Origin of the sequence: Peptoniphilus koenoeneniae (assembly GCF_030812875.1) — a bacterium.
Lineage (GTDB): Bacteria > Bacillota > Clostridia > Tissierellales > Peptoniphilaceae > Peptoniphilus_B > Peptoniphilus_B koenoeneniae.
This window is the reverse complement of the sequence record NZ_JAUSTN010000004.1, coordinates 41103-64965: the sequence shown is the minus strand read 5'-3', so window position 1 is coordinate 64965 and position 23863 is coordinate 41103. Positions and strand designations below refer to the sequence as shown.

The 23863-nt window shown below is 29.9% G+C and carries 17 protein-coding genes and 1 other RNA gene; 16 read left to right on the top strand and 2 right to left on the bottom strand.

The features are described 5' to 3' along the window. Positions 1 to 52 precede the first annotated feature (52 nt). Together J2S72_RS04290 and holA are read left to right on the top strand one after the other, a co-directional pair. Positions 53 to 2077 carry a DNA internalization-related competence protein ComEC/Rec2 gene (locus tag J2S72_RS04290; protein WP_307495045.1) on the top strand — a complete coding sequence of 675 codons (2025 nt, stop codon included), beginning with the start codon at positions 53 to 55 and terminating at the stop codon, positions 2075 to 2077. Position 2078: 1 nt separating this feature from the next. Then, positions 2079 to 3077 carry a DNA polymerase III subunit delta gene (gene holA, locus J2S72_RS04285; protein ID WP_023055749.1) on the top strand — a complete coding sequence of 333 codons (999 nt, stop codon included), beginning with the start codon at positions 2079 to 2081 and terminating at the stop codon, positions 3075 to 3077. A gap of 19 nt (positions 3078 to 3096) precedes the next feature. Here the strand turns inward: holA and J2S72_RS04280 are convergent, their stop codons facing one another. Then, positions 3097 to 4278 carry a coenzyme F420-0:L-glutamate ligase gene (locus tag J2S72_RS04280; protein WP_023055754.1) on the bottom strand — a complete coding sequence of 394 codons (1182 nt, stop codon included), beginning with the start codon at positions 4276 to 4278 and terminating at the stop codon, positions 3097 to 3099. A 191-nt stretch (positions 4279 to 4469) separates the two neighbouring features. Here J2S72_RS04280 and ftsE point away from each other — a divergent pair, with 191 nt between their 5' ends. The 14 genes from ftsE (at position 4470) to nifJ (ending at position 21942) form a co-directional block, all read left to right on the top strand. After that, a complete protein-coding gene (gene ftsE / locus J2S72_RS04275) occupies positions 4470 to 5156 on the top strand; it encodes a cell division ATP-binding protein FtsE (protein ID WP_023055735.1) in 687 nt (228 codons plus the stop codon). After that, positions 5143 to 6039 (top strand): permease-like cell division protein FtsX, encoded by an 897-nt coding sequence (gene ftsX / locus J2S72_RS04270; RefSeq protein ID WP_023055751.1) that lies wholly within the window; start codon positions 5143 to 5145, stop codon positions 6037 to 6039. Before ftsE ends, ftsX begins: the two co-directional genes overlap by 14 nt. A gap of 1 nt (position 6040) precedes the next feature. Further along, a complete protein-coding gene (locus J2S72_RS04265) occupies positions 6041 to 7222 on the top strand; it encodes a murein hydrolase activator EnvC family protein (RefSeq protein WP_307495044.1) in 1182 nt (393 codons plus the stop codon). Between the two features lie 9 nt (positions 7223 to 7231). Further along, positions 7232 to 8404, top strand: coding sequence for a S41 family peptidase (locus tag J2S72_RS04260; RefSeq protein WP_307495043.1), 1173 nt, complete (start codon positions 7232 to 7234; stop codon positions 8402 to 8404). Positions 8405 to 8432: 28 nt separating this feature from the next. Beyond that, entirely contained in the window at positions 8433 to 9089 is a 657-nt protein-coding gene (locus J2S72_RS04255) for a hypothetical protein (RefSeq protein ID WP_307495041.1), read from the top strand. A 42-nt stretch (positions 9090 to 9131) separates the two neighbouring features. Further along, positions 9132 to 9456: RNase P RNA component class A (rnpB, locus tag J2S72_RS04250), an RNA gene on the top strand. A gap of 225 nt (positions 9457 to 9681) precedes the next feature. Continuing rightward, positions 9682 to 10803 (top strand): C40 family peptidase, encoded by a 1122-nt coding sequence (locus tag J2S72_RS04245; RefSeq protein WP_023055739.1) that lies wholly within the window; start codon positions 9682 to 9684, stop codon positions 10801 to 10803. A gap of 169 nt (positions 10804 to 10972) precedes the next feature. Further along, the gene (locus J2S72_RS04240) at positions 10973 to 11152 is read left to right on the top strand and encodes a PspC domain-containing protein (RefSeq protein ID WP_023055741.1); all 180 of its coding nucleotides are present in this window, start codon (positions 10973 to 10975) and stop codon (positions 11150 to 11152) included. Between the two features lie 95 nt (positions 11153 to 11247). After that, positions 11248 to 12255, top strand: coding sequence for a metallophosphoesterase family protein (locus J2S72_RS04235; protein ID WP_307495040.1), 1008 nt, complete (start codon positions 11248 to 11250; stop codon positions 12253 to 12255). Between the two features lies 1 nt (position 12256). After that, positions 12257 to 14542 carry an ATP-binding protein gene (locus J2S72_RS04230; protein WP_307495039.1) on the top strand — a complete coding sequence of 762 codons (2286 nt, stop codon included), beginning with the start codon at positions 12257 to 12259 and terminating at the stop codon, positions 14540 to 14542. After that, positions 14539 to 15228: a metallophosphoesterase gene (locus J2S72_RS04225; RefSeq protein ID WP_307495038.1), complete on the top strand. Its 690-nt coding sequence runs from the start codon at positions 14539 to 14541 to the stop codon at positions 15226 to 15228. Before J2S72_RS04230 ends, J2S72_RS04225 begins: the two co-directional genes overlap by 4 nt. Continuing rightward, positions 15213 to 15755: a class IV adenylate cyclase gene (locus tag J2S72_RS04220; RefSeq protein ID WP_023055750.1), complete on the top strand. Its 543-nt coding sequence runs from the start codon at positions 15213 to 15215 to the stop codon at positions 15753 to 15755. The genes J2S72_RS04225 and J2S72_RS04220 overlap by 16 nt, the downstream gene beginning before the upstream one ends. Positions 15756 to 15806: 51 nt before the next feature. Continuing rightward, positions 15807 to 18140, top strand: coding sequence for a phosphoenolpyruvate synthase (gene ppsA, locus J2S72_RS04215; RefSeq protein WP_023055740.1), 2334 nt, complete (start codon positions 15807 to 15809; stop codon positions 18138 to 18140). 256 nt (positions 18141 to 18396) lie between these two features. Beyond that, a complete protein-coding gene (nifJ, locus tag J2S72_RS04210; RefSeq protein ID WP_307495037.1) occupies positions 18397 to 21942 on the top strand; it encodes a pyruvate:ferredoxin (flavodoxin) oxidoreductase in 3546 nt (1181 codons plus the stop codon). Between the two features lie 72 nt (positions 21943 to 22014). Here the strand turns inward: nifJ and J2S72_RS04205 are convergent, their stop codons facing one another. Then, positions 22015 to 23829: a zinc ribbon domain-containing protein gene (locus J2S72_RS04205; RefSeq protein ID WP_307495036.1), complete on the bottom strand. Its 1815-nt coding sequence runs from the start codon at positions 23827 to 23829 to the stop codon at positions 22015 to 22017. Between the last annotated feature and the right edge of the window lie 34 nt (positions 23830 to 23863).

Sequence of the window (23863 nt, the reverse complement as noted above, 5' to 3'; positions counted from 1 at the left end):
TTAAATTGTAACATAACTATTTTTCTTAAAGAAGAAGATTTATAATTAATCTATGACTTACATATTTTCAGTATTTATAATTTTTTTTGGAATTTATATTTTTTTAAAAAAGAAAAGTCAAAAGGCTCTTTATTTTTTAATTTTTTCAATATTTTTTGCTCTTTTAATAAATAATTTTAAAGAAAATCTCAGAGAGGGAGACTATATACTTAGAGGGAAAATAGCAGATATAAAAAATGGAGCCTATACAATAAATATTTCAAGGGGAAAATTTAAAAGACCCTATAAAATTTTGTTTTACTATGAAGAACCCTTAAGAATAGGAGAAAAAATTGAGATTGAAGGTAGCCTTAACAAGGGGAGTCTTCCCTTAAATGAAAATGGTTTTAACGAAAGACTTTATTATAAAACAAAAAATTTACAGGGAAAATTTTACATAAAAAATTTAGAAAAAATAAGTTTTAAGAAAAATATAAAAGATGATTTCAGAAATAGGATTGAAAAAACATCTCTACTTTTAAATAAAAAGAATGGAGAACTTTTTAAAAGTATTCTTTTAAGTGACGGTTCCATAAGTGAAGATAAGGAAGAATTTTTAAACTTTGGACTTGCTCATATTTTTGCAGTTTCAGGGCTTCATATAGGTCTTATATTTTTATTTATTTCAAAAGCCTTATTTTTTTTACCTAAGAAAATTAAAAAAGTACTAAGCCTTTTTTTAACTTTCTTTTATATATATTTAATAGGCTTTCCCATATCAGCAGTGAGAGCTTTTTTAATGATCTTATTTTTAAATTTGTCATTTTTTATAGGCTTAAAATATAAAACCTCCACTGCCTTAATACTTTCAGCCCTTATAAATTTAGGAATAAATCCCTACAATATTTTTTCTCCAAGTTTTATTTTATCTTATTCCTCTGTCCTTTCTCTTGTAATAATTTATCCTAAATTAAAACTTTATACGGGGAAGACTTTTTTGGGAAAGGGCCTAGATATAAGTTTAAGTATTTTTATAGGAACGCTTCCTATACAGCTTTACTTTTTTTATCAAGTAAACATAATTTCTATAATTGCAAATTTAATTTTAATACCTCTTTATAGCTTGGGTCTTTGTTTTGCAAGTCTTCTTTTAATAATTCCAAATTATGTTTTTGCTGGAAGCTTAGATTTAATTTTTGACTTGGGAAGAGAAATAGGAATTTATCTAAACTCCATAATAAATCCATTTATTTTAGGAAGACCACTTCCTATAACAATGGCAACTTATTATTTCCTATTGGGAGAAATTTTATTTTTAAAAGATTATTTAAAAAAATATAAAAAAGAATTTTTATGCTTTATAGGGATTTTGTATTTAATCACAAGTTTTGCTTATATAAAGGAAAATCCTCTTTATCAGGTAAGTTTTAATTTTATAGGTCAAGGAGATTCTTGCCTTATAAAAAATAAAAATTCCTACTATTTAATTGATACAGGTGGAAGTGTGGAAAACAGTCTTTCTAAAAAATATTTAATACCCTATTTAAAAAGTAAGGGAATTAATAGGATAAAGGGTATTTTTATTTCTCATATGGATGCTGATCATGTGGAGGGCATAAGGCATTTTAAAAATATAAAAGTTGATAAAGTTTATTTGTCAGGGGTTGAGGAAAAGAATCAGTTTTATAGATATATTAAGGAAAATTATAAAAATGAAATTTTTGAGACTCCATATGAAGAGGGAGATTTAAAGATTAAAAGAATTTATTATCCCTGTGGTCAGAGTCCTAATGATAGGTCTATGGTTTTATTAGTCACTTTAAGAAAAAAGACCTTTTTATTTACAGGGGATATTTCAAAAAATATCTGTGATAAAATAGAACAAGAAAAAGTTGATGTTTTAAAAGTTCCCCACCATGGATCTGTAAATTCTCTTTCAAAAAGTTTTTACAAAAAATTAAGACCAGATCTTGCAGTTATAAGTGTTGGGAAAAATAATTATGGCATGCCTTCTCAAGAAGTTATAAAAGCTCTCGAGGTGGAGGGAGCTATAGTGAAATTAACAAGCAAGGGACAAGTAAATTTAAAGTTGAGGTAGTATGGATTATAGAGAATTGTATAAAAAAGATTTGAGTGGTTTTTATTTGTTTTTCGGTTGCGAAAAACTTTTAATGGAAAATACTCTTAAATATATTATAAATAAGTATATTCCCAAGGGGACTTATGCTTTTAATTTAAGCAGGGTAAACAATTTTAATGAGCTTTACAAGTCTGCTTGGACCCTTCCTGTTATGAGTGAAAAAAAACTTATATTAATTGATGATGGAGCCATGTTTGAATCAGAACTGGAAGATTTTGAAAAATTTAAAGATTTTTTGGATAATTTTTTTCCTTATAATATTTTAATTATTATGGAAGGGCAAAATCCTTTTAACAAGACAAAAAAATTTTACAGATATTTTCAAGGGCAAAATAGAAATGTTGAGTTTTCAAAATTAAAGGGGAGTATGGTAAATTCCTTTGTTGATGGATATTTTTTAAGAAAGGGGATTAAAGTTTCAAAGGCTCTAACAAGTTATATGATTGAAAAATCAGGTTACAATTCAAGAAATCTTGATATGACTCTTTATGATTTAAAAAATGAAATGGACAAACTTATTGCTTTGGGAGAAATTACTAAGGAAAAAATTGACAGTTTAATGACCGATAATATTGATACAAATGTCTTTGCTCTTACTGATGCAATAGGTGATAGAAATTTAGATATATCTTTTAAAGAACTTCACAACTTATACAAGATAAATGAGCCAGTTCAAAAAACTTTTGTAATTATCCAAAGACAGATAAGGCTTCTTTTAGCTTATAAGATTTTACAGAAAGCTGAATATAGTCCTAGTTCAATTATGAATATAATGGAGATTAAAAATTATGAATTTACAAAAGTTTCAAATTTCCAAAAAAATTTTGAACTTGAAGAGCTTAAGGAAATTTATTCTTTTATGGAGGATATTGATTTGAAATTAAAATCAACAGACCTTGACCAAATGCTTTTAATGGAAATGCTTATTACAAAAATATGTAAAAAAAACCCATCCTGATTTAGGATGGGTAAATTTTTTATTTTGTTGAATAATTGTCGAAATATCCTTGAATGAAAACAACTGGGGTTCCCTTATCTCCAGAGCCAGAAGTTAAATCTGCAAGAGATCCTAAAAGGTCTGTAATTTTTCTTGGTGTAGTTCCTAAAGTTTCATTTTTTCCTTTTAGATTATTTTCTTTTTCTGCAATTTTTTTAGCCATGGCATCTGTTAATTCTTGACCTGATAGGTCTTTAAACTCAGTGTCGGCAATATATTTTATCTTAAGTTCGTTAGGTTCTCCTACAAGACCGTCAGTGTGGGCAGGGCTTACAACAGGGTCTGCAAGTTCCCAAATTTTTCCTACAGGATCTTTAAAAGCTCCATCGCCGTAAATCATAACTTCAATTTGTTTACCGGTTTTTTCGATTAAATCCTTTTGAATTTTTCTAACAAGTATTGATCCGTCTCTTGGGAAAAGTTTTACCATATCAAGGTCTGCTAAGTTGGAACCTAAAAGGCCGTATTCTTCATTGTATCCTGACCCATTTACAGATTCGTTTAAAATATCATCAAGACCTAAAACAATTTTTGCTCCTGCATCTTTAAGTTCATCTTTTATTAAAAATCTTGTGTGAGTAGAGCATACTAAAACTTGATCCGTATATTTAAGGATTGTTTTTGGATCATTTGAAAAATGAATATCGCAACCTTCAGCAATTTCTTTATAAAGTTTTACATAATCAATTCCTGTAAAAGGATGGGCAACTTCTTGTCCAAATAGTCTTCTATAATCACTTTCTTCCAAAACATCACTATAGGGATTGATTTTTTTGTCGTAAAGTTTTCTTTCATCCATTAGGTGATTTCCCACTTCATCAGAAGGATATGAAAGTAATAAATGAAGTTTTCTGCCTGATTTTGCAATTCCTCTTAAAAGAACAGAAAATCTGTTACGAGATAAAATTGGGAAAACTATTCCTATTTCTCCATCAAATTTATTTCTTACATCTTCTGCAATTGCATCAATACTTGCATAGTTATTTTGAGCTCTTGCACAAAGACTTTCCGTAACGCAAACTACATCTTTATCTTTAAAAGTAATATTTTCAGCTTCAGCTGCTGCTAAAAGAGAATCAACTACTATTTTTGCAACATCATCACCTTTTTTTACGATGGGTGTTCTAATACCTCTAACTACTGTACCTACTAATCTATCCATAGTACCTCCCGTTAATAACTAACAACAATATACTTACAGTTTATTCTACATAATTTATTATAAGTTAGCAATAAAAAATTAAAAGTTAGAAAAAATCAGAAAAAAATTTCAAATATTAATATCAATTACTTTTTGATATTTGGTATTTAAAGGTCAATTAAGTTATAATAAAGTAATTAAAGGAGAATAGTATGATAACTTTTGAAAATGTATTTAAAGAATATCCTAATGGTTCTCTTGCTCTTCAAAGTTTAAATTTGCAAATAGAAGATGGAGAGTTTGTTTTTTTGGTGGGCTCATCAGGAGCTGGAAAATCAACTCTTTTAAAACTTCTTATAAGAGAAGAGGAAGCCACAAGGGGAAAAATAATTATAAACGGGACCGATATTACAAGATTAAGAAAAAGCAAAATTCCTAAATTAAGACGTTTAATATCAGTTGTATTTCAAGATTTTAGACTTATTTCGCAAAAAACTGTTGCGGAAAATATTGCATATGCTCTTGAAATTCAAGGCATGTCCAAAGATTTTATAAGGGAAAATGTAAAAAGGGCAGTTGCCCTTGTGGGACTTGAAGGAAAAGAAAATTCTTATCCCGATCAATTGTCAGGCGGAGAAAGCCAAAGAGTTTCCATTGCAAGAGCTATAGTAAATAAAGCTCCGATTTTAGTTTGCGATGAGCCTACAGGTAATTTGGATTTAGAAACTGCCATGGGAATTATGGAAGCTTTGGAGAAAATTAATAAAGAAGGAACAACAGTCATAATGGCAACTCATGCAACTCAAATTGTAGATAAAATGAAAAAGAGAGTTATAACTTTAAATGACGGAAAAATAAGTTCCGATGTAAAAGAAGGGGGCTATTATGAAGTTTCTTAGACAGTGCATAAATGTCCTTAAAGAGGGCTTAAAAAGTCTTTGGAGAAATAAAGCCATGGGATTTGCATCTACAATTTCCATTGCTGCCATGCTTATACTTTTCGGATTTATTTCTCTTATGGTTTTAAATTTAAATACAATTGTATATCAGACAACAGGAAAAGTTGATAAGGTAATTTTTTATTTAAAGGATAATATGGGCGCTGATCAAGTAAATGATATTATTCAAAACATAGGAAAAGAAGAAAATGTGAGAAATATTTCCTATGTGTCAAAAGAAATGGCCATGGATTCTTTAAAAGAACAGTTTAAAGATAAAAGCTCTGTTTTTGATAATTTTGATATAAATAAATTGCCAGCATCTTTAGTTGTTGAAATGAAAAGCCTTGAAAAATCAAGAGATTTAATTGAAAAGGTTAAAAATTTTGAAGGCATAGATAAGTACAGCTTTATGGGAGATTTAGTTGACAAAATGGCAAGCATAAAAAGAGGAGTGAAATTTTTAGGCGCAGGTATAGTTGCAGTCCTTGTTTTTGTTTCCATTGTAATTATAAATAACACTATTAAAGTTGCAGTATCAAACAGAAAAAAAGAAATAAGTATTATGAAGTATGTAGGAGCAAGTAATTCTTATATAAGAGGGCCCTTTTTAATTGAAGGTATAACTTTTGGAATTTTAGGTGCAATTTTAGCTTTTTTAGTTATAAATACTGGATATTCTAAACTTTATACTATTATAATGAGGGAGATTTCCTCTATGGATTTAAAACTTGCCAATCCTAAATTAATTGCTTTTGATTTACTTACAATATTTTTGTCAATTGGTGTAGGCATAGGCTATTTAGGAAGTTTAATGAGTACAAAGAAGTTTATGGATGTTTAATATGAATTTTAAAAAATTTATCTCTTTTCTTTTAATAATCTCTACAATTTTTACTTGTGTATTTGCAAGTTCAAAGTCTTTGGAAGAGAAAAAAAAGAAAAAAGAAAGTCAACAAAAAAAGATAACTGAACAAATTAAAGAAAAAAAACAAAAGGCAAATGAAAAAGAAAATCAGGCTAAGACCGTTAAAAATGAAATAGATATCCTTGATGAGAAAATTTCCGCTGCCGATAACAAAATCTATTCTTTAAATAATCAAATTTCAGCTTTACAAAAAGAAATAGAAGAGTCTGAAAAAAAATTACAAGAAGCCCAAAATAATTTGGATAAAAATAAGGCTGAGTTTGAAAATAGGATAAGAGCTATTTATATGAATGGCAAAGTGGGATATTTGGAAGTAATTTTAAATTCTAAAAACATAGAGGATATGATGTACAATCTTGAGCTTGCAAAGACAATTGCCGATGAAGATAATAAGCTTATAGAGTACATTGCAAGTCAAATAGACACCATAAGGATAACAAAAGTAAGACTTGTTACAGACAAAGATAGGTTACAAAAATCTCAGGATCAAGTTATAGTTCAAAGAAATGCCTTAAATCTTGCAAGTAATCAAAAGTCAGCTTATATGGCAAGCCTTATGAAAGATGTGGAAAAGTATAGAGCAGAGTATCAAAAGGCTGAAGATGAGTGGAATAAATTATCTGGAGAAATTGAAAAGCTTACAAAAGATATTAAAACTGCAAAAAAACTTGAAGCTTCAAATGGAGCAATTTTAGGAACCGGTAACAGAGTTGGAAAAAAACTTGGCTGGCCTGTCCCGGGACATACAAGACTATCAAGAGGTTTTGGGGTTATGATGCACCCTATTTTAAAAATACAAAGGATGCATACGGGAATTGATATTCCTGCACCTTCGGGAACTCCTGCAGTTTCTGCTGAAGGAGGAACAGTTATTGTTGCTCGACATATGAGTGGATATGGAAATGTGGTTATGGTTAATCATGGAAATTGTGTTACAGTTTATGCCCATTTATCTGCAATAAAAACATCAGTGGGAAGTTCAGTTGCAAAAGGACAAGTTATAGGATTAGTAGGCTCTACAGGTCTTTCTACAGGCCCTCATTTACATTTTGAAGTTAGAGTTAACGGGATACCTCAAAATCCCGTAAATTATGTATAGGTGGAATAAATGAAAAAAATTAGAAATATTATTATTGTTTTAATTCTTCTTGTTTTTACAAACTATGGAACTTTTAAATTAGCAAGTTCAGGATATTTTTATAATTTAACAAAAGATGAAGAAAAAATGCATCTTCAAAAAATGAAATTTTTAGAAAAAAAAGTAGAAGATGATTTTTTATATAAGGTTGATAAGGAAAAACTTCGCCAGGGAGAGTTAAAAGGTATGGTTGCATCCTTAGGAGATCCTTATTCTGAATATTTAACTTTAGAAGACTTTGATGCTCTTGCTGAACAGACAAATGGAAAATTTTTTGGAATAGGAGTTTCCGTTTCATCTAATGAAGAAGGTCAGATTTTAGTAATTGCTCCTATTAAAGATACACCGGCTGAAAAGGTTGGCATAAAAACAGGAGATCTTATTTTAAAAGTAAATGGAGAACCTGTTTCGGGAAATGACCTGCAAGCTGCAGTTGCTAAAATAAAAGGAGATAAGGGTACAAGTGTAAAGATTACTATTTATAGACCCTCTACAAAAGAAACAAAAGATATTGACGTAAAAAGAGATGAAATTAAACTGGAAACGGTAATTTCAAATACAATTAAAGATTTAGGCTATATAGGTATAACTCAATTTAATGACAACACTTATGATGAATTTACAAAAGCTCTTAATAACTTAAAAGAAAAAAACGTAAAGGGACTTATAATTGATCTTAGGGGAAATCCAGGGGGAACCGTTGACAGTGTTGAAAAAATTGCCAACGAACTTCTACCGGAAGGAACCATTGTTTCCGCTAAGAATAGAGATGGTCAAGTAGTTTTTGATTACAAGAGCGACAAAGAATATGTAAATTTACCCATGGCAGTCTTAATTAACGGAGGAAGTGCATCAGCTTCTGAAATTCTTGCAGGTGCTATAAGAGATTTTAAAATGGGTACATTAATAGGGGAAAAAAGTTTTGGTAAGGGAATTGTTCAGTCTGTATTCCCATTTCCAGATGGAAGTGGTTTAAAAATAACAACCTCTGAATATTTCACACCAAGTGGAGAAAATATTCACAAAAAAGGTATAAAGCCTGACATTGAAGTAAAGTTGCCTGAAAATGTAAAGGGAATAGGAATAGAACATTTAGACACAGATAATCAACTAAAAAAGGCTATTGAAGTTCTTGAAAAATAAGTTTTTAAAGTTGTAGGAGTGAGATTTTATGAGTTTTGGATTATTAGTATTCATTTTTGTTTTAGGGTATGATCTTTATTCATTAATAAACAAAAAAAAGAAAAAAAGAAATGTTAAAAATAAAAAAACGAATCAAATGAGAAAATCTCAGGATATTAGTGATATTAATAAAACAAGAGCAAAGGGGAATAAAAAAAATTCTACCTTTGTAGATCAAATTTTAGAATCTTTTGCCCTTAATGAAGAACAAATCGAACTTGGAAAAGTAATTGGAAATATAAATAAAAATAAAAAGAATATAAAGGAAAAATCTTCCCAATTTTCTCAAAATATTTATAAATCCGATGATGAATGTGAAGGAAGCGATGTTTATAAAAAATTTGACGAAGTTGATGATGATTATTTTCAAGGCTCCCTCAGAAATACTGATCCATACTTAAATAAAAAAAGCGAAAAATCTGGTCTTGACTTAGATAAGCCTCTTAATAAGAGATTGGCTGAGTATAAGGTAAAAAAAGAAGAAGAAGACCAAAAACAAAAAGAAGCTTTAAATCAACAAATTATAAAAGAAAAAGAAATGTTTGAAGAAAATAATTACAAAGAAAACATGAGAGAAAATTTTGTAAAAGGATTTATTTTCAGTCAAATTATAGATAAACCTCTTTCCTTAAAAGACGAAAATTAGAATTTGAAAATTGTTTAAATTAGAATTTTTTGTTATACTTTAAAAGTAAATCGATCGACCGCGCGTAAGCGAGGAAAGTCTGCGCTCCACAGAGCAAGAGTGCCTGTTAACGACAGGTGGAGGCGACTCCAAGGCAAGTGCAACAGAAATAAACCGCCTGAAAAGGTAAGGATGGAAAGGCGAGGTAAGAGCTCACCGGATCTATAGTGATATAGATGCCCTGTAAACCCCACTCGGAGCAAGACCAAATAGGAATAGAGATGCTGCTCGTATCTCCCGGTAGGTAGGTCGCTTGAGCTTATAGGCAACTATAAGATTAGATAGATGGTCGAACAGACAGAACGCAGCTTATAGATTTACTTAAAAACCGCAAGTCGGTTTTTAATACATAGGGAGAATTGTGAAATTTTAAAAAAATATTAAAAAATAGTTTTTTAAAGAATCTCCAATTTTCAAGCTTTATAGAAGTTTTTTTGAAAAGGTTAAAATTTCAATTGTGAAATTTTAACCTTTTTGTTACTTTTTCTTGAATTTTTGTAACCAGTTTGTTATACTTAATTAAGCAAAATTATTAAATTAATAAGGAGTTGTAATGTTTAAGATGAATAGAAAGTTTCCCCTTGGGGTCATAGCACTTTGTGCAGTATCATTATTAGGCCTTAAAGATACAGGGATTTTTATTAATGAACACGTTCAGCCGACTTATTCAGGTAATAAAATTTATTTTGAATTGGAAGAAGAGGCAAACATAATAAAAGCTGTTGACGATGGCTACATAGTTCAAAAAGGCAAGGCTAAAGTAACTGTGCCTAAGTCAAAAATTCTTTTAAAGAATGTAAATGTTGTTACATATACAGTAACGAAAGCTACAGCTTTAAAAGATGGAGACGCCCTTATTAGGAATTTATTTGTAGGCGAAGATGTTGTTCTTGTTGAAGATTTAGGCCAAACTTTAAAAGTAAGAAGCCTTGACAATGAAACGGGAACAATTTCCAAAGAGTTTGTACAATTAAAATCTCAAGGAAATAGACCTGTTTTAACACCGGCCTCTATACTTTCAGCTACAAATGCAAATTCAACTGATGGAAAGAAATCTGTAAAGCTTGATAAAGATTTAAATGTAAACATAGTTGATTACAAAGACAGTAAATTTATAATAAATTTAAATAATATACTTTATACAGTAAAAGCAGATAAATTAAGCTTAAAGAGTGGAGAAAAAATCAACAGAGAAGTAAATCTTGTAACAGAAGAAACTCTTAAAAAAGATGAAGATACTTTAAGAAAACTTGCTTCAAATGCAAATTCTTTTGAATCTAAAGATTTAAAGGGATCTGAAACAGGTAAAAGAGCAGTTGAACTTGCTCTTGATAAAATAGGATCACCTTATGTATGGGGAGATGTAGGAAAAGAAGGATATGATTGTTCTGGACTTATATACAGTGTTTATAAAAATACTTTAGGAGTAAATCTACCAAGAACATCATCAGATATGTCTCAATATGGAATGCAAGTTGATAAAAATGATTTAAGAGCAGGAGATTTAGTTTTCTTTGCAACAACAGGCACATCAAGAGTATCCCATGTTGGTATGTATATAGGAAACGGAGATTTCGTTCACTCTTCTACAGGAAAAAAACAAGTAACAATAAATAATTTAACAGAAGATTATTATGCATCATGTTATACAAACGCAACAAGAATTGTAAAATAAAATAAAAAAATTAACTCGGATTCAGTCCGAGTTTTTTTTAGAAAATTTTTAGAATTAATTAATAAGTTCTTAATCTAAGTATTTAATAATAATAGTAAAGAAGCTTTGCTTATAGCAAAAAAATTTGGGTATAATAAAAATATCAATGATACTTATATGGAGGAATAATATGGATAAGTTACATCGTTCATCATCAGATAGGATAATTGCAGGAGTTTGCGGAGGACTTGCTGAATATTTAGGAATAAGCTCATCAACAGTAAGACTTATAGCAGTCATTTTATTTATGTTCGGCGGTTTAAGTTTGTGGGTTTATGTTATTGCAGCTATTTTGCTTCCCTTAGAATAAAATTTTATAATTTAAATAAAAAAGAAAAATTAGTGTAGGTAAAAGCCCTACACTTATTTTTTTGTTTACTATGTTATAATTATTTTGGTGATATGATGAAATTTATACATACTGCAGACTTACATTTAAAGAGAATTTTTAAAAATATAAATATAGATAAAAATTTGAGACGAGAAGATCAATGGAAATGTCTTGAAAAAATAATTGAAGCTTCAAATGAAGTTGATTTTTTAATGATAAGTGGCGACTTATATGAAAGGGAATATTTTACTCTCTCAGACATTCATAGGCTCTCAGAGGCCTTTAAAAATACAAAGGCAAGGATTATTATAGCCTTTGGAAATCATGACCATTATAAAGAGGATTCGGTTTTTAAAAATATAAAACTTCCTGAAAATGTATTTGTATTTCCGCCCTATAAAAAATATTTTCAATTTGATGAATTTAATCTTAGAATTTATGGTTTTTCATGGGAAAAAGATCTTTATAAGGATTATGACTTAAATTTTGATTTAGATAAAAATTATAACAATATTTTAGTTATGCATGGAACAGTTGATGGTCTTGATGACTATTTGCCAATAAATATTGAAAAAATAAGAGACTTTGATTATGTAGCCTTAGGACATATTCACAAATTTATGAAAATCAATGAAAAAATATTTTATCCAGGTTCTCCTGAAGGCTTAAGCTTTAAAGAAACAGGGCCCAGATATTACATTTATGGAAATTTAAAAGATAAAACTTTAACTACAAAACAAGTTGAATGCCAAATAAAAAAACTTGAAAATTATAAGGTTGACATTAGTGAAAAAAATATAAATGAAATATTGGAAGAGCTTAGTGGTCTTAATAAAGATACAATATACAGATTGGAACTTTTAGGCAAAAATTCTGAAAAAGACTTTTATATAAAAACTATAAAAAGTAGATTTGACTTTGAAATTATAGATAAAACAGAAAAATATTATGAAATAGATAAATTAATTGAAGAAAATAAAAACACCTATATAGAAAATGTTTTTAAAGATCTTAAAAATTCTCAAAGTCCCTATAAGGATAAGGCCCTTGACCTTGCAGTGAAACTTTTGCTGGGAGATTAATATGATAATAAAAAAAATAAACTTATTATCCTTTGGAAAATTTAAAGAAAAAGAAATAAATTTAGATGAAAATATAAATTTAATATATGGGAAAAATGAAGATGGAAAATCAACAATCCACAGCTTTATAGAAGGGGTTCTCTATGGATTTTCAAAAGACTCTTTAAAAAGAAGGCTTTATACGGAAAAATTAGATAAGTATAGACCCTGGAACAGTGAAATTTATAGGGGTTATATAGAAATAGAAGATGGAGATCTTTTTAGAATTGAAAGGGACTTTGCAAGAGATGAAACAAAGATTTTAAATCTTACTAGAGGCCAAAATTTATCTGAGGATAAAAACTTATTTAAAGATTCAAAAGTATCTCAACCGGGACAAATTTTTTTGGATATAAATTCGGAAGTTTTTAGAAATACCCTTTTTATCAATGAAGACAGCCTTCTTATAAATCAAAATGCAAAAGAATTTATTGGCAAAAAAATAATAAATCAAAGTTCAAGTTTAAAAAACAGCGATAGAGGAATAAATGCAGTTAAAATCTTAAAAGATCAGATAAAAAAACTAGGAGACAGGTCTTTAAGATCTTCGGAAATCGGGAAAATTTATTCTCAAATAAATGATAAAAAAACTGAGCTTCTAAACTTAGAAGATAAGTTAAAGCTCTATAGGGAAAGCTTAAAAAACTTAAATGAGTTAGAAGAAGAAATAGGGAATCTGTCAGAAAAAATAGAAAAAGCCGACCTACAAGAAGAATTTGAAACTTTTAATAGGGTAAAAGAACTTAAAAAAGAATTAGAAAATTTAAAAGAAATAAAAACCATTGACAGGGAAAAATATGAAAAGGTAATTCTTTTAAATAAAAAGATTCATGATTTGGAAAATCGCATGGATTTTTTACAGGAGAAATCCATAGAAAATCTTGAAGAAAATTTTCCGGAAAAAGATTTTCAAGATGATTATGAAAAAGCTCAAAAACTTTTCGACAGACTAAGACAACTTAACTCAAGAAACTATTCCCAAGAAATCATTGCTCTTAAAAATGATGTTTCAAACTTGGAAACTAAGCAAAAATCTATGATAAGCCTTATGTCTTTACAGGGAATTATAATTTTAGCTTTAATAATTTTAAGTATAATTTTTAAAATTTACCCTCTTCTTATTTTAACTTTACCGTCGGGAATTTATATTTATCTTAGAATTATAAAATACAGGGTTTCAAGAGATGTATATAAAAGATTAAGGGATAGAATTGAAATCATGTCCCAAAAAAGTCGTGAAAAGCAAGCAGAAAAGAAAAATATGGATACATTTTTTATATCCATGTTTGAAAAGTATGGGGCAGATAATATTGAAGATTTAGAAAATATCTTTAGGGATAAAGTTGCAGAAAAAAAACTTGAGGAATATAAAATTGAAACTGCAAAAAAAGAAAAAAGAGATTATGAAGAGGAATTATTACAATTAAAATCTCAAAGAGATGAATCTTTAAAAAACCTTGAGATTTATCTAAATGACTTGGGTTTCGACAATATTTATGAGCTTAAAAATGCTTTTTCAGAAAGCGATTCTGAAAAGGGCATAAGAAAAAGAAGAGAAGATCTTAAAAATTTAATTGATATAAAATTAAGGGGAAGGAATTTTGAAAGTTTAAATAAGAAAGATTTAAACTTAGATTTTGATGGACCTCTTTTAAAAGAAAAACTCAACAATTTAAACTTAAAACTTTCAGAACTTAATAGGGATATAAACTATCTTGAAAAATATTTAGATAGAGCTCAGAAACTTTCTGAAGATTTGGAAGTTTTAGAAAAAGATTTAGAGGATAGGGAAGAAAAATTAAATGTATATTCTTTAACTCTTGAAGCTTTAGAGGGAGTTTTGGAAAAAAATAAAAGTAATTATCTTCCAAGACTTATTGAAGAAACATCAAAGTTATTTGAAACTATAAGCGGGGGAAAATATAAGAATTTAAATCTTGATGATAATTTAAATTTAAGTGTTTTTGACAGGGAAAATGGACGAAGTGTTGAACTGAGTTCTCTTTCAAAGGGAACTTGCGACCAGGTGTATTTTGTATTTAGAATCGCCCTTTGTAAATTTATTTCCAAAAAAAACTTACCCCTTTTTATAGATAATGTTTTTGGAACCTTTGATGATGACAGATTAAAATTTACTTATGAAACCTTAAAAGAAATTTCAAAAGAAAGGCAAGTAATTATATTTTCGTCATCAAAAAGGGATTATGAAAAGGCAGTTGAATTTAACATAAAGAGGATAGAATTATGAATATTTGGGCAATAGGAGATCTTCACATGGATAATAGTGGAGAAAAACCCATGGATGTATTTGGTCCTAAGTGGATAAACCATGAAGAAAAAATTTTTGAATTTTGGAAAGAAAATATAAAAGAGGATGATTTAATTTTATTACCTGGAGATATTTCTTGGGCTCTACACTTAGAAGATGTAACCCATGATTTAGATAAAATTGAAAAATTAAAGGGAAAGAAAATTATTTCAAAGGGGAATCATGATTATTGGTGGGCATCAAATAATAAATTAAAGGGACTTGGCTATAAGACTATAGAATTTATAAATAATAACAGTATTAATTGGAAAGATATTTCAATTTGCGGGACAAGGGGTTGGATTGATAAAAGCTCAAGAGATTTTCAGGGTAAAGATTTAAAAATATTTAACAGGGAACTTTTAAGAATGGAAAATTCTTTTAAATCTAGAACCGGGGAAAAAATTATTGCTATGGTTCACTATCCGCCCTTTAATGCAGATAAAGAATTAAATGAAATGGGAAAATTAATTGTGAAGTACAAACCCTTTATTTGTATTTATGGGCACCTCCATGGAGAGGGCCATAGCGAAGTTGTAGAAGGAAAATTTGAAGAAACACAATTTATATGTGTTTCCAGTGATTTTATTGATTTTAAGGCGGTAAAAATATGGAGCGAGAATTAGAAGTAAAAGTATTGGGAATTGATTTTGATGCACTTGAAGAAAAACTTAAATCTTCAGGTGCTAAATTTTTAGGCAGAGAAGAACAGGAAAATATTAGAATTAATTCGGAAAAATTAAAGATAAAAAGCGAAAAAGGTTACTTTAGAATTAGAAAAAGTTTAAACAGTATAACAAATAAAACTATTTACCAACTTACTTTTAAGGAACAGGTTAAAGATTTAAAGGTAAGACAAAGTTTGGAACACACAATACAATTTGATAACTTAGAAGAAATGATGAGTATTTTAAAACTTATAGGTTTTAATATTTTTAATAGAGGCTATAAAATAAGGAAGTCCTACTCCTATAAAAATGCCAGATTTGATTTCGATACATGGGACAAAAACTCATATCCAAGCCCTTATCTTGAAATTGAATTAAAAGATAAAAATGATTTGGAGGACCTTTTAAAAGAATTCAAAATTGACAAAAAAAATATTACAACAAAATCCATTGCAGAGCTTAGAAAAGATTTGGGTTTAGAATAAATATGATGACATATTATTTGAAAGTGTTATAATATTATTAAGGAGGCTCTAATGAATTACAAATTTATTAAATTTTTTAAAGAAATTAAAAAAGATGATGTGTCAATAGTGGGTGGAAAGGGAGCAAATTTAGGAGAAATGACAATTAATGGTTTGCCTGTTCCTCCTGGATTTTGTGTAACTGCAGAAGGATATGGAGAATTTATAGATTACGGTGAACTTGATGATGTAGTTCAATTTTTAATTGAATCTTTAGATGTTGACAATGTTGATGCCTTGAATGAAATTTCCATGGAAATCAGAAATAAAATAATGTCTGCTGAAATTAAACCGGAACTTGAAGAAGAAATAAGATCAGCTTATAGAGAATTTTCAAAAAGCATATCTATGACGGATCCGGAAGTTGCAGTTAGAAGCTCGGCAACAGCAGAGGATTTACCTGATGCATCTTTTGCAGGCCAACAAGATACTTACTTACACATAAGAGGAGAAGAAGAATTAATTAAACACGTTAAAATGTGCTGGGCTTCTCTATGGACTTCAAGAGCAATTTATTACAGAGAAAAACAACATTATGATCATTTTGATGTAAAACTTTCAGCAGTAGTTCAAAAAATGGTCAATGCAAAAAAAGCAGGTGTAATGTTTACTGCAAATCCTATAAACAACAATACTGACGAAATGATGATAAACGCATCTTGGGGATTGGGAGAAGCAGTTGTTTCAGGATCTGTAACTCCTGATGAATATATTATAAATAAAAAGACAAAAGAGGTTATAGAAAAAAATATAGCTTCAAAAATTACCATGGTTGTTAAGAAAAAAGAAACTGTGGGCACTGAATATGTAGATGTAAAAAATTATTTAGGTAGCGAATATGTTGAAAAAGAATGTTTGACTGAAAAAGAGCTTAACAAACTTATTGAAATGGGCTTAAAAATTGAAAAAATTTATGGCAAAGTTCAAGATACAGAATGGGCTTTTGACAGCGATACTGATGAATTTTATTTTTTACAATCAAGACCTATTACAACTATTCAAAATAAAAAAGAAGAAAATAATGAAGGCATAAGTCAAGAAAAATTAAAAGCCCTTATTAAAGGTTTACCTGCAAGCCCCGGCATAGGAAGGGGAAAAGTCAGAAATATTAAAAATTTAAAAGAAATAGATCAAGTTAGTCAAGGGGACATACTTGTAACTGAAATGACAAACCCAGATATGGTTCCAGCTATGAAAAAAGCTGCAGCAGTTGTAACGGATGAAGGTGGAAGAACTTGCCACGCTGCAATTGTTTCAAGGGAACTTCAAATTCCATGTATTGTTGGCACAAGAAATGCAACTGATGTTTTAAAAGATAAAATGTCAGTTACTGTTGATGCAACAAGGGGAGTTGTTTACGAGGGAGATGTTTTAAAAGAAGAAAAAACAGAAGAAACTAAAGTTTCTCCAGTTCAAATAATGAGTGCTCCTATTACAGCTACAAAAATTTATATGAATTTGGGAGAACCAGGTTTAATAAATAAGTATAAAAATTTACCCTTTGATGGCATAGGACTTATGAGGACTGAATTTATTTTTACAAATATGATAGGAGCCCATCCTATGTATTTAGTAAAGACTGGTCAGGGCGACTTAATGATTGAAAAACTATCTGAGGGAATTTCAAAAGTTGCTCAGGCAATCTTCCCAAGAAATTTAACTGTAAGAATGAGTGATTTCAGGACTAATGAGTTTAGAGGTTTAAAAGGTGGAGAAGAAGTTGAACCCATTGAAGAAAATCCTATGATAGGATGGAGAGGAGTTTCAAGATATATTTCACCTGAATATGAAGAAGGTTTCAGACTTGAATGTCGTGCAATAAAAAAAGTAAGAGAAGAATACGGTCTTACAAATGTAACAGCAATGCTTCCCTTTGTAAGAACTCCAGAAGAACTTATTAAAGTTAAAGAAATCATGGCTGAAGAAGGTCTAAAACAATCTAAGAATTTTAAAATTTGGATAATGGCAGAAGTTCCTGCAGTAGTTTTCCAAGCTGAAGAATTTGCAGAATTAGTTGACGGATTTTCCATAGGAAGCAACGATTTAACTCAACTTGTTATGGGAGCCGATAGAGATAACGGTGTTCTTAATAATATGGGATATTTTGATGAAAGAAATGAATCCGTTAAAAGAGCCTTAAAAATTCTTATAAATGCTGCAAAGAAAAAAGGAATAACCTGTTCTATTTGCGGACAAGGTCCAAGTCAATATCCTGAACTTGCGGAATTTTTAGTTGAGTGTGGAATAACTTCAATTTCAGTAAATCCAGACACTGTTGAATATACAAGAAGGCTTATTGCATCTGTTGAACAAAGAATGATTTTAAATAAGCTTAGAGAAATTTAAAAATTTAATAAATTTATTAGGAGGATTTTATCCTCCTTTTTTATTTATTAAAATAAAATCTTTTAAATTTCACAAATTTTTCAAAGGATAATGTGAATATCAGCAAATGTGATACATGTCACATAAAAGAAAAAATTTAAAGTATATAATTTTTTTATACGCGATGAAATCGATTGTTAAAACCTAAAAATTGCAAAAATAATTTATTAGCTTTATAATTATTTTGTAGTTATGTGTATATTTATGGGAGGTTATTATGGCAAAAAAATTTAAAACCATGGATGGTAATGAAGCAGCTGCTCACGTGGCATATGCCTTTAGCGATGTTTCATGTATCTATCCTATTACACCATCTTCACCTATGGCTGAGCACATTGATGCTTGGGCTTCACAGGGAAGAAAAAACATATTCGGACAAGAAGTTTTAGTTAAAGAACTTCAATCAGAAGCAGGAGCTGCAGGAGCAGTTCATGGTGCTTTACAAGCAGGCTCACTAACATCTACTTATACAGCATCACAAGGACTTCTTTTAATGATTCCAAATATGTATAAGATCGCAGGAGAACTTTTACCAGGCGTATTTCACGTTGCAGCAAGAGCTTTAGCTTCACATGCCCTATCAATTTTTGGTGATCACCAAGACGTTATGGCAGCAAGAGCTACAGGATTTGCCCTTCTTTGTTCAGGTTCAGTTCAAGAAGCTATGGATCTTGGAGGAGTTGCTCACTTATCTGCAATTAAATCAAGAGTTCCTTTCTGTCACTTCTTTGACGGATTTAGAACTTCACACGAAGTACAAAAGATTGAAGTTTTAGATTACGATGATCTTGCAAAATTAGTAGACAAAAAAGCTCTAAGAGAATTTAGAGAAAGAGCTTTAAATCCTAATGGTTCACAAATTCGTGGTACTGCACAAAACCCAGACATCTATTTCCAAGAAGTTGAAGCTTCAAATAGATTTTATGAAAATGTAGTTGGAATTACAGAAGATTATTTAAATAAAATTTCTGATTTAACCGGAAGAAAATACGGTCTATTTAACTACTACGGAGCAGAAGACGCTGAAAGAGTCATAGTAGCTATGGGTTCAGTTACTGAATGTATAGAAGAAGTAGTTGACTATTTAATGGATAAAGGCGAAAAAGTAGGTCTATTAAAAGTTCATCTTTACAGACCATTCTCTAAAGAACACTTCATGAATGCTATGCCTAAGACTGTAAAGAAGATAGCAGTTCTTGACAGAACAAAGGAAAAGGGATCAATTGGAGAACCTCTTTACCTTGATGTAAGAGATATTTATTATGATGAAAAAGAAAGACCTCTTATTATAGGCGGAAGATACGGACTTGGTTCAAAAGACACCAACCCATCTCATATTCTTGCAGTTTATAAACATCTTAACAAAGAAAATCCGAGACATAACTTTACAATCGGCATAGAAGATGATGTTACAAATCTTTCACTTCCTGTTGATGAAGTTATTACAACAGAACCAAAAGGAACAATCAGATGTAAATTCTGGGGATTCGGTTCAGACGGTACTGTAGGTGCCAACAAGTCTGCAATTAAAATTATTGGTGACAACACTGATATGTACGCTCAAGGTTACTTTGACTATGACTCAAAGAAATCCGGTGGTGTTACAATGTCTCACTTAAGATTTGGTAAAAATAGAATCACATCAACTTATTTATTAAGTGAAATGGACTTTATTTCTTGCTCAAAACAATCTTATGTATATCAATACAATCTTTTAAGAGGCCTTAAAAAAGGTGGTACATTCTTAATGAATACTACTTGGGATGATGCTTCTCTTGAAGAACATCTACCAGGCTCAATGAAGAAATATATTGCTGAAAATCAAATTAAATTCTATACAATAAATGCAACAAAAATCGCTGCTGAAATAGGATTAGGCGGAAGAACAAACATGGTAATGCAATCTGCATTCTTTAAACTTTCTGAAGTACTTCCAATTGACCAAGCAGTAGATCTATTAAAGAAAGCTATTGTTAAAGACTACGGTGCTAAGGGTGACGATATAGTTAACATGAACTATAAAGCCGTAGAATCAGGAATTGATGCTCTTCATCAAGTAAGCGTTCCTGAATCTTGGAAAAACTCTGAAGTTGAAGAAGGCCACAAAATTGAAGGCGCTCCTGAATTCATAAACAAGATTTTAATTCCTGTAAACAGACAAGAAGGTAACTTACTTCCTGTTTCAGCTTTCCTAGGCATGGAAGACGGAACATTCCCAGCAGGCACATCACGTTATGAAAAACGTGGAATTGCAGTAAATGTACCACAATGGCAAATTGAAAATTGTATACAATGTAACCAATGTTCATTTGTATGTCCTCACGCAGTTATAAGACCTTTCTTACTTGATTCAGAAGAAAAGGCAAACGCACCTGAAACTTTTGAAACTAAAAAAGGTATGGGTAAGGGAGCAAGCGATTTTGAATATAGAATTCAAATCTCACCTCTTGACTGTACAGGATGTGGAAACTGTGCTCAAGTATGTCCTGCAAAGGAAAAAGCTTTAGTTATGGTTCCATATGAAGGTGAACTTGAAGTTCAAGCTAAAAATTGGGATTACGCTATGAGCGTAACTTCTAAACAAGAAAACTTTGAACCTAACAATGTTAAAAATTCACAATTCTTTATGCCTCACCTTGAATTCTCAGGAGCATGTGCAGGTTGTGGAGAAACTCCATATGTAAAACTTGTAACTCAACTATTTGGAGATAGAATGAGTATAGCAAACGCAACAGGTTGTACTTCAATTTGGGGTGGATCAGCACCATCAATGCCATATTGCCAAGATTCAAATGGCTGTGGACCATCATGGGCAAACTCACTATTTGAAGATAATGCTGAATATGGATATGGAATGGCAGTATCTCAAACTCAAACAAGAGAATTAATAAAAGTTAACATGGAAAAATTCATTGAATTAAATGTTGATAATCAAGCTAACGAAGCATTTAAGGCATGGATTGAAGGAATGGATGACTATAAGGCTTCTAAAGCAGCAGCAGTAAAAGTTGAAGAAGCTTTAGATAAAACTTATGGAAATAAAGAAGCAGACGACATTATCTATGATCTAAAGGGTCTAAAGAGATTCTTAATCAAGAAGAGCCAATGGATATTAGGTGGAGACGGCTGGGCATATGATATTGGATATGGCGGACTTGACCACGTTCTTGCATCTGGAGAAGATATCAATGTACTTGTTGTAGATACTGAAGTTTATTCAAATACAGGCGGTCAATCTTCTAAAGCAACACCAACTGCAGCAGTTGCACAATTTGCAGCAGCAGGTAAGGAAGTTAGAAAGAAAGACTTAGGACTTATGGCAACAACTTACGGTTATGTATATGTTGCTCAAATAGCAATAGGCGCAGACAAAAACCATGCACTAAAGGCAATAAAAGAAGCAGAAGCTTATAAGGGACCATCTCTAATAATTGCTTATGCTCCATGTATCAACCATGGTATTAGAAAGGGCATGGGAGTTTCAATTGAAGAAGAAAAGAAAGCAGTTGAAACAGGATATTGGCATCTATACAGATACAATCCAACTCTTAAAGAAGAAGGAAAGAACCCATTCACTCTTGATTCTAAAGCACCTACAAGACCATATAGAGAATTCCTTGACGGAGAAGTTAGATACACTTCACTTAAGAAGAAATTCCCTGAAAGAGCAGAAACTTTATATGAAATTGCAGAAAAGAATGCTAAAGAAAGATACGAAAACTATATTCGTTATGATGAAGCAGGAACACTGGAACAAAAATAATTTTATAAATAAAAAGAGATCTCGAAAAGAGATCTCTTTTTTTATAAATTGCAGAAAAAAAGCAATTTTAATTTAAATTATTATGAAATTAATAAGCATAAAAAATAATTTTGAAACAATTTCTATTATTATAAAGGGAACTATATACCAACCAATAAAATTGATTCTATCTGCAGACTCGAGCTCTTGTTTATATTGGTTAAGAGCAATAAAAATAGTAAGCAAAAACAAAAGTACAGTTGAGATAAGCCCTGGAGTCATCGCTTCTATAGGTCTCCAATTTAAAATTCCATCAAAGGGATTTATTAAAAATAATATAAAAATAAAAACTCTGCAAACAAACCAATTAAAGAAAGCCTTGTCTAAAATTGTATCCTTGTTTGCCTTTATCCAAACTTTGTCACTGGCAATGGAAAAGGCAAGATAGTGGTCAAATAAACTAATTACAATTTTTAAAATAGGAATGAAAATTATTCCTATAAAAAATTTTTTGTAAGCAAGACTCACAGCAATAAGATCTAAGATAAACATTATGATTATCATTGCAATTTTTGCATTTTTATCTTTTTTTGCAATTTTTTCATCAACAAGAGAAATTTTATTTCCCATATTTTCCAAATCTAAATTTTTAAATTCTAAATTTTTTTTAGTTTTCTCACTTTTAGAATGTTTAAATTTGTCTTTAGAAATGATTGTTTCCTTTTCTTGGAAAGAATTCTTTGGTTTTTTAGAATTATCTTTATTTTTTGAAACAGCATCTCCAAAAAAAGATTTAATTTTATTAATAGGTTTGTTTCTTTCGATTTCAGCTTTTTTAATTTCCTCTTCCTTTAAAGCTTCATTAACCTGCTCAAAAAAAGTTTTTGCATCTGAATGGTAAACTTTTTTTGAATCTTCCTTTTGGTCTAAAGGCTTATTGGTATTTGAAGAGGAACTTTTTTTCTTTTCTTTGTCCTTATAAAGAAAATCTTGACTTGTATCATCTTTATCTATTACAAAATTTTGAGAGATTTCTGTAATATCTTCATTGTGACGCTTAATTTTATTTAGATTTTTTGAAGATTCTTTTTTAATAAAATTTTCTACATTTTTAAAATCATCAGAAATCAAATCACTTTTATCAGGATGAAATTTTTCCGCTTTCTTTAACTCTTCTTCCAAATCAACCTTAGGAATGCTCATGGTGTTTTCCATGCTGATAGGATTAAGATCAGTTAAAGTTTCATTCATATTTTGATTTTGAAGATGGTCAGTGTTTTTATTTTTTTTATCTAAACCTGAAAAAATAGAGAATTCATCATCTTCTTCATTTATAAAATCTTTAAAAAGCTCTTTAAAGGATTTCTTTTTCTTTTCAGGCTTTTTGGAAAAATCTGTTTTTTCCTGAGAAACCTCAGGTTTTTCAGGATTTTTTACGATTTCTTCTCTTTTCTCCTTAAAATTTTCTGAATTTTTAATATCCTTTGAATCTTTTAAAATAGGTTTTTTTTCTTCCTCTAAAATTTTTGAAGTTAAGTCTTCTTTATTAAAATCAACTTTAGTATCCGACTTCTTTTCTTTTTTTATGTCTTCTTCAAAAACTTTTGATAAATCATTTATCTCTTTGTCTAATTTAGTGGGATTTTCAGGTTTCAGATTTATGTTTTTTTTGTAATTTTCTATATTTGATTTGACTTTTTTGTCAACTGCATTAATAATATCTTTGATTTGTGAAGTTGAATCAATACCATCATTTCTAAGGGGCTTAAAGATTCTCGTTTCTTCCATATCAATTTGGTCTTTGTCATTTGATTTTATGGTAACTTTGACATTTCTGAGATTTTTTCCGCAGTTTTTACAATAATTGTCTTCTGCATTTACTATATGACCACAATTTGGGCAATACAAATTATCACCTTCTTACTAAAACAATTATAACATA